14 protein-coding genes and 1 CRISPR repeat array are annotated in these 16,556 nt (G+C 65.3%); all 14 genes read right to left on the bottom strand.

Going from position 1 to position 16,556, the window contains the following annotated elements:
- The 14 genes from ABWP89_RS15900 to cas1 all read right to left on the bottom strand — a co-directional run bounded on the left by ABWP89_RS15900 (position 1) and on the right by cas1 (position 16,498).
- Complete coding sequence (locus ABWP89_RS15900; protein ID WP_353230512.1) at positions 1-1,179, bottom strand: TrbI/VirB10 family protein; 1,179 nt, start codon at positions 1,177-1,179, stop codon at positions 1-3.
- A complete protein-coding gene (locus ABWP89_RS15895) occupies positions 1,176-2,042 on the bottom strand; it encodes a TrbG/VirB9 family P-type conjugative transfer protein (protein WP_353230542.1) in 867 nt (288 codons plus the stop codon). Before ABWP89_RS15895 ends, ABWP89_RS15900 begins: the two co-directional genes overlap by 4 nt.
- A gap of 2 nt (positions 2,043-2,044) precedes the next feature.
- Positions 2,045-3,241: a TrbL/VirB6 family protein gene (locus tag ABWP89_RS15890; protein WP_353230511.1), complete on the bottom strand. Its 1,197-nt coding sequence runs from the start codon at positions 3,239-3,241 to the stop codon at positions 2,045-2,047.
- A complete protein-coding gene (locus ABWP89_RS15885) occupies positions 3,238-5,616 on the bottom strand; it encodes a VirB4 family type IV secretion/conjugal transfer ATPase (RefSeq protein ID WP_353230510.1) in 2,379 nt (792 codons plus the stop codon). The genes ABWP89_RS15890 and ABWP89_RS15885 overlap by 4 nt, the downstream gene beginning before the upstream one ends.
- A 10-nt stretch (positions 5,617-5,626) precedes the next feature.
- Positions 5,627-5,911, bottom strand: coding sequence for a VirB3 family type IV secretion system protein (locus tag ABWP89_RS15880; protein ID WP_353230509.1), 285 nt, complete (start codon positions 5,909-5,911; stop codon positions 5,627-5,629).
- Positions 5,908-6,210 carry a TrbC/VirB2 family protein gene (locus ABWP89_RS15875; RefSeq protein ID WP_353230540.1) on the bottom strand — a complete coding sequence of 101 codons (303 nt, stop codon included), beginning with the start codon at positions 6,208-6,210 and terminating at the stop codon, positions 5,908-5,910. Before ABWP89_RS15875 ends, ABWP89_RS15880 begins: the two co-directional genes overlap by 4 nt.
- A gap of 61 nt (positions 6,211-6,271) precedes the next feature.
- Positions 6,272-6,874 carry a lytic transglycosylase domain-containing protein gene (locus tag ABWP89_RS15870; RefSeq protein ID WP_353230508.1) on the bottom strand — a complete coding sequence of 201 codons (603 nt, stop codon included), beginning with the start codon at positions 6,872-6,874 and terminating at the stop codon, positions 6,272-6,274.
- A 23-nt stretch (positions 6,875-6,897) separates the two neighbouring features.
- Positions 6,898-9,084, bottom strand: coding sequence for a xanthine dehydrogenase family protein molybdopterin-binding subunit (locus tag ABWP89_RS15865; RefSeq protein ID WP_353230507.1), 2,187 nt, complete (start codon positions 9,082-9,084; stop codon positions 6,898-6,900).
- Between the two features lie 29 nt (positions 9,085-9,113).
- Positions 9,114-9,560, bottom strand: coding sequence for a (2Fe-2S)-binding protein (locus tag ABWP89_RS15860; RefSeq protein WP_353230506.1), 447 nt, complete (start codon positions 9,558-9,560; stop codon positions 9,114-9,116).
- Positions 9,561-9,750: 190 nt separating this feature from the next.
- Positions 9,751-10,698, bottom strand: a complete 948-nt coding sequence (locus ABWP89_RS15855) for a FecR family protein (RefSeq protein ID WP_353230505.1) — start codon at positions 10,696-10,698, stop codon at positions 9,751-9,753.
- Entirely contained in the window at positions 10,698-11,351 is a 654-nt protein-coding gene (locus ABWP89_RS15850) for an RNA polymerase sigma factor (RefSeq protein ID WP_353230504.1), read from the bottom strand. The genes ABWP89_RS15855 and ABWP89_RS15850 overlap by 1 nt, the downstream gene beginning before the upstream one ends.
- Before the next feature lie 20 nt (positions 11,352-11,371).
- Positions 11,372-13,837, bottom strand: a complete 2,466-nt coding sequence (locus ABWP89_RS15845; RefSeq protein WP_353230502.1) for a TonB-dependent receptor — start codon at positions 13,835-13,837, stop codon at positions 11,372-11,374.
- A gap of 322 nt (positions 13,838-14,159) precedes the next feature.
- A CRISPR array of direct repeats spans positions 14,160-15,512; the repeat unit is 36 nt; unit sequence GTTGCAGCTGGACCGCGATTTCTGAAATGCTATGAC.
- A 72-nt stretch (positions 15,513-15,584) separates the two neighbouring features.
- Positions 15,585-15,914 (bottom strand): CRISPR-associated endonuclease Cas2, encoded by a 330-nt coding sequence (cas2, locus tag ABWP89_RS15840; protein ID WP_212742192.1) that lies wholly within the window; start codon positions 15,912-15,914, stop codon positions 15,585-15,587.
- A complete protein-coding gene (cas1, locus tag ABWP89_RS15835; protein ID WP_353230501.1) occupies positions 15,911-16,498 on the bottom strand; it encodes a type II CRISPR-associated endonuclease Cas1 in 588 nt (195 codons plus the stop codon). Before cas1 ends, cas2 begins: the two co-directional genes overlap by 4 nt.
- Between the last annotated feature and the right edge of the window lie 58 nt (positions 16,499-16,556).

Here is a 16,556-nt window from a genome sequence, read left to right as displayed (position 1 = left end):
TCAGCGCTTTTCCGCGACGCCGGTAAAATCCAGATCGCGCGCCACGAACACCTGGATCGGCGTGCCGGGATGCACGATCACCGTCGGCGGAATGTCGATTTCCTTTTGCAGCGCCAGCGTGGCCACGTTGGTTGCCTGCGCCTGCGATCCGATCACGATCGACGTCGCGCCAGACCCGGTGCTGTTCGCCCCGGCCTGCAACGCGGCGTTGAGCACCGACAGCAGGATCGCATTGCCGAACCGGCGGAAAAAATGCGTGTGGGTTTCGCCGGTAATCCCGCTTTGACCGACGCTGTCGGTGCCCGGCGATTCGATATCGACCGACAGGCCAGCCGGCGTGATCAGCCGGGACCACACCACAAACGCGCGCGATTGCCCGATTGCCACGCCATTGCGGTATTGCCCGATCAACCGGGTGCCGCGCGGGATCAGCACGGTGGTGCCATCATACCCGCGCACATCGCGGCCAACGATCGCGCGCACAAACCCCGGCAGGTCGGAATTGATCCCGGTTTCCAGCACGGCCGGGATGATCGTGCCCTGCGGCGCGATCCGCGCGGTATCGGCCATCCGGCTGGGCGTGACGGATGTGGCACCGCCACCCAACTGGGTGCTCAATCCGGTCTGCCCGCCGTGTTCCGCTGCGGTGGCGGTATGGGTCTGTGCGCCGCCGGCGTTCGCATTCAACAGCCCTGCCGCTGCGGCCGCATTGCCGCCCATGTCGACCACCACCAGCGGGCCGTGATAGCGTTGCGTCGCTGCGTCGGGCGCGGTCGCGGGCATGGTGCCCGGCATGACGGCTGATCCGGCCGGCTCTGCACTGCCGCCTTGCCCGATGGAAAAGGGGGTTGCGCCGGCCTGGGCACCCGTGCCGCCAAGTCCGGGCATCAACACGGCCGGGGCCTGGCCCATGCCACTTGCCGCCAGATCGGCTGAACCGCCTGGCCCGGCGCCGGGCATGGCGCTGCGGACCTGGCCGGCAACCTGCGCTTGCCCCGGATCGGTGGTGGTGCGCGCGCCGTTAAGGCCGAGAAACACCATCGTCCCCAGCACCACCACGGCCAGCCCGCCCATGATCGGCAGCGCCAACGACGGTTTGCGCGCGACCAGCGACGGCGGCCAGGCTTGCGGTCCGACAAAGGGCGATGGATCGCCACCCGGCTGCAGGGGATTGGTCATGGCTTTGCCTCCGGTGCAGGCGCGCGCTCGGTCTTGCCCTGCTTGTCCCGTTCACGCTTTCCCCGGTGCGGAACCAGCGTCGATCCGGCGGCCACGTCGGGATGAAAGGCATCGTTGTAGACGCGCGTCACCAGCTTGCCCCGCCGCAATTCAAACACTGCCGCCAGCCGGTCGACCACCACATAGCCGTCGCGGGTGGCCAGATTGGCGACCGCCAGCGCACCATCGCGTTCGCGCGGAAAGATCGCGGGCAGATCCATCGCCTCGGCAAACTGGAAATAGGTCGCCTTGCCATCGTCAAACACGCGCAGCGGCAGGACTTCGCGCGATCCGTCATAGCTGTAGGCGGCGTTGACCGCGCGCGGGCTGGCTGGCGTGGGCGCAGCCGGCTGGGAATCGGTCGGGGTATCGGGTTTGGCGGTCAGCGTAACCGGGGCGGCGTGGACGAAATGCAGCGCGAACACCTGCCCGCCAGGCATTACACCACGCCGTTGCAGCGCTGCTGTTAGCGCGAAGTAATAGACACGGGCATTGGTCACCACGGTCATGTTGGTCGCCGCCGGGGCCGACATCGGCTTTACAAACAGCAGATTGGCACGGCGGTTGGGCGAAATCTGCCAATCGGTGCTGTCACCGATCGACACCGTTTCCACCTTTTCATCATCACCGAAATCGATGGTGACGGCAAAACCGGGGGTGGTCGCCAGCGGCACGATCATGTCCGGGGCATATTCGACCACTTGCACGCGTGGATCGACCGCCGCAACGGGATGCGGCGGGTTCGCGCTGGCGGCCGGTGCCGGCGTTGCCAGTCCCAGCATCAGCGCCAGCCCTGCCGATGGCCAAAGGGGATTGCAGCGCATGGTCACGGTCGCTTCCTCGTCTTGCGCGCGGCGGCGCTGCTGCCGCTGCGCAAATGGGCGTTGCGCCAATAGGCGTCGCCCGCGCGCGGCGCTGCGCCATCCGGTGTTGCACTGGTTTGCGGCGACAGCGTCGCCCCGCTGGCCGCGTCTATCCGCACCGTGCCCGGCTCACTGCCACCGCGTCGGCGCCCCCCACCCGCCGCGCCCAGTGTCAGCGCCAGGCGGTCGGCGCGCGACATCGCGCCCATTGCCGCTGGCGCAGGGCCGTCGCCCATGATCACGTCGCCCCGTTTCGTGGTCCCGCGCGATCCGCCGCGCCGGGGCATGCCCAGCCCGCCGGCAATGGCCAGGCCCGCCGCGGTCAGCGCGGCCTGCGCTGCGGCAAACACGAACACGATCAGGCTGAGCGTATCGACCGTGGCCAGGCGGATATGCCCGCTGGCGCGGCCGCTGGCCAGATCCTGCGCCCACGGCTCGGCCGTCACCAGCAGGATCATCGTCGTCGTCCAGCACAGCAGCGGTATCAGCGCGACACCCACCAGCGCACGCAACCAGCCCCAGAACAGCCCCGCAGTTTCCGCCAGCAGCGCCAGCGCGATGAACAGCGGGCCCAGCGCGGTCAGGATGCCGACCGCAATCATCGCCATCGCCAGCACGCCGGCAGTGCTGATGAACAGCGTCGATTGCGCGGTCCACAGCTTTTGCGAGGCAAGCGCCTCTCCCCCTTGCAACAGCACCGGATTGGGCCCGGCCTTGTGCCCCAGGTCTTCGGCATCGGTGCCCAATTCGTCATACAGCGACTGCAGCCCGGCCAGCGGATCGGCGGTGAGCGATGAACCGCTGGCGCGCAGCGGTTCGGACACCGCTTTTGCGACTTCATACGGCGCATCGGCGGCCAGATTGAACACCAGCGTTTCAAACAGCGACCAGTTGAACACCAGGCTGAGCACGATGCCCAGTTTCAGCGCGATCAGCGGGGCATCGATCACGCGGGTCTGGCCGATGCCCAGCATCATGCGAAACCCGATCAGCGCGACATAGATCACCAGCAGGCTGGTCAGCGCGACGGGAAAGAACGATTGCGGGCCGGACAGCGCCAGATAGGCCGCCTTGGCATAGCCTTCGACCTGGCAATCAACCGATCCCAGCACGCCGCGCACGGCGCCCAGGCTATCGGCAGGGCCGGGGCAGGTCATCATCGGCGTGCACCTGCGATAAATGGCGCCAACCAGTCCTGCGGGTCATCGCCAAGCTCTTCGCGCAGGCCATCGAGCATGCGTACCGAACGTTCGGTTCCCGACAACACCGGGATCAGGTCTTCCAGGCCTGTCAGGTCGAGCCGGACAACCGCGCTGTGATCCGGGCGTTTGACCAGCATGCAGCGCGCAGTGTCCGGCAGGCTGCGCACCAGCGCGAATTCGTGCGCGGTCAGCCCGAACCCGGCAATATAATCCTCAGGCCGCGCCTTGGGATTGGGCAGGAAGAACTGTGTCGCCGCCTGTTCGATGATCGCGCCCGAAATCCGGCTGTCGAGCGCATCGCTGGCGCTTTGGGTGCAGAAACCGACCACGCCGTTGCGTTTGCGGATGGTCTTGTTCCAGTCCTTCAGCCGCCGGGCGAACACATCGTCGTCCAGCGCCTTCCACCCTTCGTCGATCACGATCATCGTCGGTTGGCCATCCAGCACCTGTTCGATACGGTGGAACAGGTACAGCATGGTCGGCGTGCGCAAGACCGGATTGTCGAGCAATTCGGTCATGTCAAACCCGGCAACGGCCGCATCGAAATCCAGGCTGTCGGCGTCATTGTCGAACAGCCAGGCGTGTTCGCCGTCGCCCAGCCACGGACGCAACCGCGCGCTCAGATCGCCGGCGCGCGGCACCCGCGCCCCGGCCAGCATTTCGCGCAAGTACCGCAAGCGGCGAAGCGCCACCGGCTGATCATAATTGGCATCGATCGCATCGGCGATCACCGCGATTTCTTCGACATCCAGCAGATCGCCGCCGCCCAGCAGCACCGCCAGCCATTCACGCAAAAACGCGCGATGCCCCGGGGTATCGGGCAGCAGCAGCGGATTGAAACCGGTGTCACCGCCCGATACCAGCCGATGATAGGTACCGCGTGCCGCGCGGATGAACGGTTCGCCGCCGCGGTCCTTGTCAAAAAACACGATGCGCGGGGCATATTTTTGCGCCTGCGCCATCAGGAACGTCAACAGCACGGTCTTGCCCGAACCGCTCGGGCCGATCACGGTAAAATTGCCCAGATCGCCGTGGTGCAGGTTAAGGTAATAGGGTGTGTCGGCGGTGGTTTCCAACACGGCCAGCGCCGCGCCCCAATGGTTGTCGGTGGCAGAGCCGGCGGGGGCATCATGAAACGCGGCAAAGCTGGCGAAATTGGCGGCGGAAATCATCGCTTTGCGCGCGACATAGGCAAAATTGGCGGGAAACTGTGCCCAGAACGCCGGTTCCAGATTGATATCCTCACGCACGCCGACCCCGCCGGCTTCGCCCAGCGCGGCCTGGACATCGGCCACCGCGCTGTCGAGCGCGGCCAGATCCGGCGCGCGTACCAGCACGGTCAGATGGTGTTCGCCAAACGCGGCGCGGCCCGCGCCGACATCGTCGCGCGCGGCGGCCAGTTCTTCGCGCAGCGACCAGGCATCGTCTTCGGCCGCGCGCAACCGGCGCAGCGCGGTGCCCATCCGGCCCAGCGCGGCCTGCCGTTCCATGAACGCGAAACTTTCGCTCAGCACCATCTGGTGCGGCAGCCGGGTGATCGCATCCAGCATGCCGGGGGCCGACAGCGCGGGGTAATCCTTGAGCGAGACCATTGCCGCATAATGGCGCGGGGCGCCGTTGCCCGCACCGATCTCCATCGCTTCCAGCCCGAAGGTCAGCCGCCGATCGGGGATCTGCATGCCGATGTCTTCGGCACTGGTGGCCACGCGGCGCACATCGCCGCCCAGCAGCAGCGCCAGGAAACTGGCGATTTCCGATGCCTCACCCGCGTCATCGCGGATCACGCCCAATGCACGCGCGCGATAGGGGGCGAGCGTGGCCAGCACCGCCTCGCGCGCGGCCTGCATGCGGCGCAGATCTTCGCGCTGCACCGCCGCGTTGTCACGGCTGGCGCGCCACAGGCGGTCAATCCAGCCGACTCCGCCGCGCAGCGGGCGCTGCACCAGGGTCAGGAAATGGGTGTTGCGGAACAGCCCGCGCGCGCCCAGCGCGGCGTGCCAACGCGTATCCAGCAGCTGGCAGAACGGATCGCTATGCCCGCCCGCGCTGGCCACGCTGACCGGGCGGCGAATGATATGGTGATACAGCCCCAGCCGCGAATCGGCGATGCTGCGCAACAGCGTTTCGCGCAATTGCTTGCGATAGACGATGTCGGCGTCATCGGCGGTTTCGCCCGCGAACCCTTCAACCTCGACCACTTGCAACAGCGTTCCGTCGCGGCAGATCACCGTGTCGCGATCAAAATGCCACGCATAGGGCAGATGCTTGCCCACCGGCGTTTCGCGCGACGCCAGCCTGGCGCCAAAGCCATATCCCGTTGTCGTGGCTGTCATCGCCGGCCAATCACGGCGAATAGGAATTGGCTGACCAGAAACCGAAATTCCGGACACGCGGGCAGCGGCTGACGCGGGTGATCCACAGGTCGAAAATGCGCGGATCGCGCAGGCACCCCATTACCCCGGCGGCATGGATGACCAGCGCCAGCAACAGCACGGCAAAGCGGTGGGTCATCAGGAACAGTTCGATCGTCACGATCAGATTGAACACGGCATAGCTGTACGTCACCCCGGCGACCATCTGGGGCCGGGTGAGTGCGCCAAACAACGGGTCTGCGGGCAGTGCGGTCATGGTGCGCCGCCGGCCGCGCCGCGAATGCCGGCGACGATGGTGGCCGCACCAAACAGGATGAACGCGCCCAGGATGACGGTCAGCCCGCGGCGCCAGTCGATCCGCCCGGTCAGCATCATCAGCCCGACCACGGCCACCGCGATCACCGCTGCGGTGGTCGCCAGCGACCCCAGCAAGGTGCCTTCGACCCAGCCCAGCGCGGCGTTGATCGGGCCTGATCCGGCCGGATTGGCCTGCACCGTGGAGGCCGGCGCCATCACGACCTGGGCAAAGGCGGTCTGCGCGCCCGACAGCATCATGGTCAGCGCCGCGCCTGCGGCGCGCAACGGGTGGGACGGGATGTGCAGCATTGTCGTCTCGCTATCCTTCAGAACTTGCGGTGTTTTGTACGGCACGATTGGCCAGCCGTTCCAGAATGGCGGCGACATAGGCGCGGGTTTCCTTCCACGGCGGGACACCGCGATAACGGTCGACCGCCGCAGTGCCCGCGTTATAGGCGGCCAGCGTCTTGATCAGATCGTTGTCATAGCGGCGCATCAGGCTGGCCAGTAGCATAACGCCGCCCGACACATTGGTGTGCCAGTCATAGGGATTGATGCCCATGCGCGCGGCAGTTACGGGCATCAGCTGCATCACGCCGATCGCGCCTTTGGGCGACAGTGCGCCGGGATGTAGCCGCGATTCTTCCCAGGCCACTGCCTCGACCAGTGCCGGGTTCAGGCGGTGCCGCTGCGCCAGCGTGGTGATCGCCGCCAGGATTGTGCGCGCACGCGCCGGCCCGGTCAGCACATCCAGCTGGTCGGCCGATACCGGCGCAGCACGGCTACCCGGGACCGCCGCGTCGGTACGATCGACGCGGGCAAACCCGCCATCAGCGGCAAATTCAAACACATCGGCACGCGCCGACCCCGCCGGCAAGGCCAGCAGGGTCGCGATCAGCAATGTGGCCAATCTGCCGGTCATCGTTCAACCATGCGCCGCCGTGATCACCCGTCGCTCATCGTCGAACCGGGGAAAAACGGCAGGGTCCGCTGCCGGACACCGGTCAGTCGCGCCCAGGCATTGGCAATCGCGGGTGCCACACAGGGCACGCCGGTTTCACCCACCCCGCCCGGGTCGGCCGTGCTGGAAACGATCGTCGTGGCGATCGCGGGCACATCGCTGAGCCGGGCGACGCGATAGCGGTTGAAATTGCTGGCGGTCGGCACGCCCTTGGTAAAGGTCGCCTGTTGCCACAGGGTTGCCGCCATGCCGTGGATCAGCCCGCCTTCCAGCTGTGCGGCCACCGAATCCGGGTTGACCACCACGCCGCAATCGATCGCCACCGACAGCTTGGCCACGCGCAAGGTGGTGCCAGATTTGGCAACCTCGGCAATGACCGCGATATAGCTGCCGAACCCTTTGAGGAACGCCAGCCCTTGCGCATTGCCAGCGGCCGGATGGCCCCAGTTGGCCAGGGTCGCCACCGCATTGACCACGCCCAGCGCACGCGCATCGCCCGCCAGATGTGTCCGTCGAAACGTCAGCGGATCGACTTTCAGCGCCAGCGCCAGTTCATCGATCGCGCTTTCGATCGCAAAGGTGTTGTAGCTTTCCCCGACCGAACGCCAATAGCCCAGCGGAATGGCGCAAGGGTTGGGCACGAATTCAATCTGGCGGTTGGCAATGTCATAGGGCAGCCCGACCGCGCCGGCCACCGCACCGGTGTCTTCGGGATTGTTGGGATTGCGTTGGCCGCTGATCGATGGTGACACGTTGCGATAGACCAGCGCGGTCGGATTGGCACTGCCATCGGCGCCCAGCCGCACGCGGATCTGCGCGCCGGGGCGGTATTTGTCGTTGGTGAAATCCTGCGGGCGGCTCCACGTCAGCTTGACCGGGCCGGCCACGGCCAGCGCGATCAGCACCGCTTCGGTCACGTAATCCTGTTCGATCTTCCGCCCGAATCCGCTGCCGATATAGGGGGTGTGGACGGTGATGGCGGTGATCGGCAGGCCGGTCAGCGCGGCCACCGTCGGCAGCACAAACGCCTGCGCCTGGGTCGGCACCCACAGCTCGACCGATTTCAGCACGCCTGCGACATAAGTCGGGTTCACCGTGCAATTGATCACTTCAAGATACGTGTGTGCCAGCATCGGCAGCGTATAAGTCGCGTCGATCGTGGTCTTTGCCACGCCCAGCGCCTTGGCCGCATCGCCGGTGGTTTCGGCCGCTTGCGCCGCCGCGCTGGCCGATGTCAGCAGCGCTGCGCCCGCGGCATAGATGCTGGCGGTGTCGATCAGCGCCAGATTGGCCGGCAGCGTCCACACCACGCTGCGGCCCAGGCCCTGTGCCGCGCTGAATGCCGCATGGGTGCTGGCGGCGACCACGCCCACCGCGGTTTTTAGATTGACCAGCTTTGCCCCGTTGGCGGTTTTGGGCATCGTTTGCACGGTGCCGCCCAGCGTCGGGCAGTGGACCGAGGTCGCATAGACCATGCCCGGCAGCACCACATCGATGCCAAACACTGCGCTGCCGTTCACTTTGGCCGGGATATCCAGCCGTGGCACCACCCGGCCGATAAATTTCAGCGGATCCATCATCGCTTGCGTGCCAGGCGATGGCAGCGTGGCGGCGGTCGCCACCAGTTCGCCAAAGCTGTGATAGACCCCGTTTTTGACGACTTTGCCGCCGGGCGCCAGGTTCCAGGTGCCGCCGTACAGCTTTCCGGCGGCCTGCAGCAGCAGCGCGCGCGCCTGTGCCGCCGCCTGCCGCATTGGCGCGTACCAGCCGCGCATGCTGGTGCTGCCGCCGGTCACCTGCGCATGGAACAGCGGATTGGCATAGCTGGCGACATTGGCGGCGGTTGTTACCGAATGTTCGGCCTGCACCTGGCTCCAGTTCACGCCAAGTTCGGCGGCGGCCAGTTGCGCCAGGCCCGACATGATGCCCTGGCCCATTTCGGTCGGCCCGATCACCACGGTGACCACATCGTTGCTGTCGATTTTCAGATAGGCGCCCAGCGGCGTGCCAGGCGCGGGCAACAGCCCGGGTTTGATCACGGTGCTGGTGCCGGCCAGATTGGCCGATGATTGCACCACCAGCGGCACGACCAGCGCGGTTGCCGCCGCCGCCGCGGTGCCCCCGGCAATGAAACCGCGGCGGTTGATGGTGTTACCCGAAACATCGTCCATGGCAGGGTCCCCTGAAACCGAAGGATTTTTTAAAGCGTGCTGATCGCCTTGGCGATGCGCGGATAGGTCCCGCACAAGCAGACATTGCTCAATTCACCGGCAATCTGGCTGCCGTGATGGCCGGCCTTCATCGCCGCGACCGTGGCCATCAGGAATCCCGACTGGCAATAACCGCACTGCGGCACTTGCGCGGCGACCCAGGCGGCCTGCGCCTTTTTGCCCTGGACATCGTTGGCCAGCCCTTCGACCGTCATGATCGTGCCGCCGGCCACTTCGCCCACGCTGGTGTCACAGGTCTTGATCGCCTGGCCATTGGCGATGACCATGCAGGCGCCGCAGATTTCCACGCCGCAGCCGTATTTCGTACCGGTCAGCCCCAGCGTATCGCGCAGGACCCACAGCAGCGGCGTGTCGAGGCTGTCGACGGTGACCGTCCGCGCCGTGCCATTGACCGTGAGATTGACTGTTGTTGCCATTACCGCTCACCCCGGATTGCTGGCCCGCCTTGCGCGGGACCAATCGATTGCGCTGTCAGCATCTATGACGCCGCCGACACTGCCGATCCGCAGTTGGCATCCCGATCCCTTCAAAAGAATCTTCAATCGATCTTAAGGTAAAGAAACCATGTCGCAGCCGGCGGGGGCGACATGGTGGGCGGCGCGACTGTCAGCGTTGTGCTGGTTCGAGCACGGCCGTCTTGCCGCTGGTCACCAGCCGCAGGTTCATGATCGTGGCCAGATCACGGGCGGTGTGTGCCCCCGGCGCGACCGATAGCGACCCGGAAAAGCGCCGCCCGCGCAACGCGGACGATACCGTCAGCACGGTGCCGGTCAGCCGCGCAATATCCTCGGCCACCAGCGGCAGCGGCGCAGCGGCATAGCTGAGCGATCCGCTGGCCCAGCCGGCCAGGCCCAGTCCGGCGCCGGGCACCTGGCGCATGTCGCCGCCATCGCCATGGATCAGGCCATCGCCCTGGCCAAGCTCGACGGCGTCGGCACCGGCGGCGCCGTGCACCGCAACTTTGCCTTCGCTGACCGCGATGCGCACAGCGGACTGGCCGGTGGCAACATCGAACACGGTGCCGATATCGGTGATGGTCAGCGGCCCGGCAGCCACGCGCAGGACGCGCGACGGATCGTGGCGGATGGCGAAATGCGCCTCTCCGTTCAGCGCAAGCTGATCGCCCGCGACGGTCAGCCGGCTGTGGGGTGCCAGCGTCACGCGCGATCCATCGGCCAGCGCGACCATGCGGGCGCTGTCGCCGGCAACCGTCACCTGCGGCGCGTCTGTGCGCCAGCCCGGCATGATCACGACCAGCGCCAGCGACGCAGCGGCCGCGACACCGGCGGCAACCCAGGACCAGCGGCGCGTCCAGCGGCGGGTCTGCGCGCGCGCCGGTTCGGCCGGCATAACGGCGGGAATGGCAAGATCGGCGGCATGGTCGGCCACCAGCGCATCGGCCAGCGCAATTTCGTCATAACAGGCGCGGTGGCGCGGATCAGCCTCCAGCCATAGCGTAAAGGCATCCCAATCCATGGCATCACCGGCGCTTTCCACGTGCCATTGCGCGGCCCGGGTAACCATGTCTGCGGGGTGGGAATCAAAACCGGTCATCACGATTGGTCCTTGCCGGGGGCATTTGGCCCGCGGTGTCCAGTGATGGCAGACGCCGCCGTGGCATCCGATCCGCAGTCCGCGTTAACCAGCAAATGCAGGCTGACGCGCAAATGGCGCAGCGCCACGGCCAAATGCTTTTCAACCCCGCTGCGGCTGATGCCCATGATCTGTGCCACCTCTGCCTGTGGCAGGCCGTCGATCCGGTGCAAGCGCAGCGCACGGCCTGCCCCGGCGGGCAAGCCATCGATCGCCGCATGCAACAGCCGCAATTCCTGTTCGCGTGCCAGTCGGGCTTCGGCATCGGGTGCCGGATCAGCGCGCAGTTCGGGCGTGACAACCTCATGCCCGTCGGCGCCCAGCCAGCCGCGATCGCGCGCCATGCCGCGCTGGCGGGCACGCCGCGCATCCAGCACCAGATTGTTGGCCATGCGAAACAGATAGGCGCGGGCATTGCCCACCGGGCCGGGTGTGGCGGTGCCGATCCTGACCCACAGATCCTGCAACAGGTCATCCGCATCGGCCGGATCGGCACAGCGCGCGCGCAAAAACCGCGCCAGCGCCGCGCGTTCGGCGGCAAACACGGCATACAACCCGGAATCCGCCGCCTGCGCCGCGCCCCCATCCGCTGCAACGTCCGCCCCGGCGTTCATCAGACGATGTTTCCCATCATTCAAAAACGATAGGCCAGCATCGCGGTGGCGCGCACAGGCGCCTGCGGGGTGTACTGCGGCGTCGCCAGCCGGAACGGATTGCCATAGGCAAAGGTGTTGCCCGCGCGGTTCAGCGGGTTGTCGATCGCCAGCGACAGGCAGGTGCGCCCCCACCGCAGTGATGCGGCCAGCGCGGTTTCCAGCACATTGCCGGTCGGCTGGTCCAGTTTCGGATCAAAGCTCAGCCGCGCCGGGCCCAGCCAGCGCAGCGACAGCCGCACATGCCCCTGCCCGCCCAGCAGGGCAAAGCCATGATCGAGCCCGGCGCGCACCGCATGATCGGGAATGATCGGCAAATGTGCATTGGTCAGTGCCACGCCGGCGGCATCGGCCACCAGCCGCGCGTGCTGCACAGTGCCGCCCAGGCTGATTTGCCAGTCATGCGCCAGTCGCACGGTCATGCCCAGTTCCGCGCCGGTGATTCGCGCCCGGCCAACGTTGCGGGTTTCGACCAGGCCGGTGGTTTCCAGCAGGTCGGCCTGCATGTCGTTCCACCAGGTGACAAAGCCCCCGGCATTCAACGTCAGCCTGCCCAGATCCTCACGCCAGCCGGCCTCGAGCGTGGCCAGCCGGTCGCCGGCAAAGGCGCTGACCTGGCCGTCCTCGCCAAACGTCAGGCCACCCTGGCGAAAGGCCTGACCATAGCGCACGAACACCAGCCGCCCTGCGCGCGGGTGCCAGCTGATCGCGCCGGCCGGGCTAATGCCGCGTTTTATGGTGCGCTGCTGGCCGGATACCTCCTCGACCGTGCGCTGCACCTCCTGCACGCTGACAAACGCGCGCGCGCCGCCTTCGATATCCACGTGGCGCGTGATCGGCAGGGTAACCGTGGCAAAGGCGCCGGTATCAAACGCGTTGCGAAAACTGACGTCGACCGCGACATCCTCGGCTGTGGCCGCGGCAACCAGCGGTGCGGCCGCGACCAGGGCCAGCGGTTCTGCCGCGTCGCCGGTTACCGCGTTGTCCCCGCCACCCGGTCCGCCACCACCGGTGGTGCCGGTCAGGTCGCGCAACTGGTGATCGCGCGATTCGGTATGCGCCGCGCCGATCAGCCAGCGCACGCCGGCCAGCTGTCCCGACAGCCGCAGTTCACTTTCCCACATCCGGAACTGCCGGTTATCGTTGAACAGGGCCGGGCTGTCGATGCCCAGCGCGGCGCCCAGTGCGGTGGCGCCGACCGTGGCATCCAGCGTGGCGCGCAGACGATGCCAGGTATAGCCCGACAGCGCGTCGACCCGCACGCCCCCGATTGTGCCGCTCAGCCGGAACGCCGCATGCGCGATTTCGGTCAGGTGCGGTTCGGCCTGCTGATCGGGGCGGCCCCGCGTGCCCGGGGCATAGACATATTGGCTGTCACTGGTGCGGATACGCTGCGCCAGCCCCGAAATATCGATGCGCCAGCCGGGCCCGGGCGCTATCCCCAGATCCGCGCGCGCCCCCGACACCGTCGCCCGGTTGGTGTCGTGGCGGATGCCGGTGTTGATCCAGCCCGGATCGCGTTCGCCATAGCCGACCAGCCGCAGGCCGACCCGGTCGCGCACGATCGGCAGATTGATCATCGCCGATCCGACCGGCCCCGCCCCGCCGTTCGCCCTGACCGTGGCCCCGGCCGATACCATCGCCTCGATCCGGTCAAGCCGCGCCGGACGCGCGACAACCTGGTAAATCCCGCCCAGCACGCCGGTGCCATACAACGATCCCTGCGGCCCTTTCAGCAGTTCGACGCGTTCGACATCGACCAGCCGCAGATCGGGGTCGGGCGCCGAAAAGGTCAGCCGGCCGCCATCGACCAGCACGGCCACCGGTGACTGGCTGGAACCATTCAGCGGGCTGTCGGCCACCCCGCGCAGGAACATGCGGTTGTTTCCCGCGCCCAGTGCGGTCAGCACCAGACCGTCGGTGCCGTGCGCCACGGTGCTGCTGGCATTGGCCGGCAGACCCTGATCATCAACCCCGAACTGCACGACCGAAATGGCGCGCGGCAGCACGCCCACGCGGCTGGAGGTTTTCGTCGCCGTCACCACAATGTCGCCCGCCGCGACGGTGGCGGGCGCCGGCGCCGGGCGTCGATCGTCATGCGGGGGCACGGCGCGCGCGGCCTGCACAACCTCTATCCGCCATAGCCCGGGCCCGATCTGGTGCGCGACATAGCCACTGTGGTCCAGCATGCGGGCCAGCGCCTCTGCCGCGCTGCGGGCATGATGCACCGGCCGGGTCATGATCGCCGGCAGGGGCCCTTCGGCCCCGACCGACACGCCAAACCGCGCGGCGATCTGCCGCAATGCATCGGGCAGCGGCGCGGCGGGAAAATCGGCCTGGCCGGGCGGCACCGGTTGCGCCAGTACGGCGGCTGGCTCCGCCACGGCGATGGCCAATGCCAGCACCGCCACAGCCATGCGCGCGCAATCGATTGTGCGTTCAACCATCGGCAATTTCACCCCACCAATCCGGCCGCAGTCGCATGGCCATTCCGGCTTGTCGATAGGCCGCCCGTGGCCCGCACGACAACCCGCAGCGCTGGTACGACGGAATCAATCGGCATCGACCCCAGTCATGCCGTATCGGCGCGCCGGCGGCGCCGCACGCCGATCATCATCCATTATCGGGTGGCTTGTGGTTGGCAGTTCAAACGGGTGGAATAAACCCGTCCGTAGTTGTTCGTCCTCGCGTAGACAGGCCCAGGCTTCGCATGGCTGCGTATGATTTCTCAGATCCTATGATTGGCGATGCCCCCCCCCCCCGCAAAGGGTTGCAGCTGGACCGCGATTTCTGAAATGCTATGACATACCGAGCCTGCGGGCGATTTGGTGGAGGTTGCAGCTGGACCGCGATTTCTGAAATGCTATGACCCTTGCCACACGCGACAACATCCTGATCGGGTTGCAGCTGGACCGCGATTTCTGAAATGCTATGACCTTGTAAATCGGGCACGCGGGGCGCGCGGGTTGCAGCTGGACCGCGATTTCTGAAATGCTATGACCACGGGATCATTCACAACGTCCCATATTTGGTTGCAGCTGGACCGCGATTTCTGAAATGCTATGACGCAGTGGACGAAGTGGTCTGCGCCCAAAAAGTTGCAGCTGGACCGCGATTTCTGAAATGCTATGACTCGATCATGGCGTTGCCCTGATCGTTGTACGTTGCAGCTGGACCGCGATTTCTGAAATGCTATGACAAAGGCGCGTGCATGGCGGATGGGCGACCATGTTGCAGCTGGACCGCGATTTCTGAAATGCTATGACTCGTTGATCGCGGTGGCGCCGGTGGTGATGGTTGCAGCTGGACCGCGATTTCTGAAATGCTATGACTTCGAGAAAAGCTTACGCGAAGCCCCGCCGTTGCAGCTGGACCGCGATTTCTGAAATGCTATGACCGGTCGTACGCGTTGGGGCGCGCTAGGGTAGTTGCAGCTGGACCGCGATTTCTGAAATGCTATGACACCGGCGCCAGCCGCGCGGTATCCCGGTGGGTTGCAGCTGGACCGCGATTTCTGAAATGCTATGACCAACCGGCTGGTGATCGACCGCGCATTTACGTTGCAGCTGGACCGCGATTTCTGAAATGCTATGACGCTGTCTGGTGCTGGTGCGGGCGGCGGTTCGTTGCAGCTGGACCGCGATTTCTGAAATGCTATGACGGCGATGTTGCATATATCGGTGCATGCCGGGTTGCAGCTGGACCGCGATTTCTGAAATGCTATGACTGATGAATGGCACGGCGAAGGTGATGGGCGTTGCAGCTGGACCGCGATTTCTGAAATGCTATGACCGCGCCGCCCTTTTGGACGTTGCGCATCATGTTGCAGCTGGACCGCGATTTCTGAAATGCTATGACCGGCCTTCGCGCAATGAGGCAGCCATGGCCGTTGCAGCTGGACCGCGATTTCTGAAATGCTATGACGGGGGCGGACCTGTCGCGGGCGGACCTGTCGTTGCAGCTGGACCGCGATTTCTGAAATGCTATGACGGTTCAATCAACTTGTCCGATTTGCTGTCGGTTGCAGCTGGACCGCGATTTCTGAAATGCTATGACTGGTATCACCATTGGCCCGTCATCGATCTTGTTGCAGCTGGACCGCGATTTCTGAAATGCTATGACAGATGGGGGCCTAACCAGTTGAATTGAAACTGGAAAAGCTCCCATCCGTCACCGCAAAAATGCAGCGAATCGTCAGAACATGGCGAGCTGATCCGGATTTTTTCGTTGCCGTTGGCGGCTCTGACTCGAAAACCGGATAATGTTTTCATACTGCTTGTCGGTAAAATTGAGCACATGAATCTCCCCGCGTTCGGGAAGATGCGCCTCGATTCGCCGAAGGTAAGTCTCGTAGTGTTCTTTGCCATTACAAAATCGAGCATAGATCGAAAACTGGCTCATTTCAAAGCCTTCATCGAGTAAAAACTCACGAAATTTGGTCGCTTCCCGCGCATGTTCCTTTGTGTCCACGGGCAGGTCAAACATGACGAATATCCACATCAGCCGGTATCCACTCAGGTTCATGCTTCAATCCCCACCGGCTGCCCAAGCGACACCCAGTCAAGGGCATCAGGCGGATCGAACAGGGCGAGTGCCGATTTGCGTTCTTCGAAACTCCTGGCAAGCGATTGAGCAAGGCGTTGGGTCGCAACAGACACAGGCGAAATAGCCCCACCCAGACGCAAATCATGCCCGATCAGCCGGGCCAGCCTTTGTTTAGCTTCGGGAGTGACGGATTCGATACCTTCGTCGATCATCCGCCGGACCAGCCCATCAACCAAAGGGCGAAACGGTTCCACAAGATCGTCAGCCAGCGCGAAGCCATTAAGCCGATTGTGATGGTGCAGGCCAATTGCGGGGTGTAGCCCGGCCCCTATGATCGAGCGTGCAACGCATGATCGCATGACGGTATAGCCATAATTCAGCAGGGCGTTGGCGCCGTCAGCGTTCTGATCGCGGCGAAATTCTTTTCCCATGAGCGCGGGCCAGTATTTGCGCGCGGCCTGAGCTTCAAAATTGTCCGGATCGCCGGAGCGGACGCGCCGAGACATAAGCATTAGGGCATTGGCTTCCGCTTTGCCTTGCACGGCTAACAGCGATGCTTGCATCGTGATTGTCAATCGGCGTCCAAACGGGACCCACTATCGGCGTGCAAAAGGGGACCAC

Source organism: Novosphingobium sp., from assembly GCF_040398825.1.
Lineage (GTDB): Bacteria > Pseudomonadota > Alphaproteobacteria > Sphingomonadales > Sphingomonadaceae > Novosphingobium.
The sequence above is the reverse complement of the archived record's forward strand: the minus strand, read 5'-3'. Positions and strand labels throughout refer to the sequence as shown.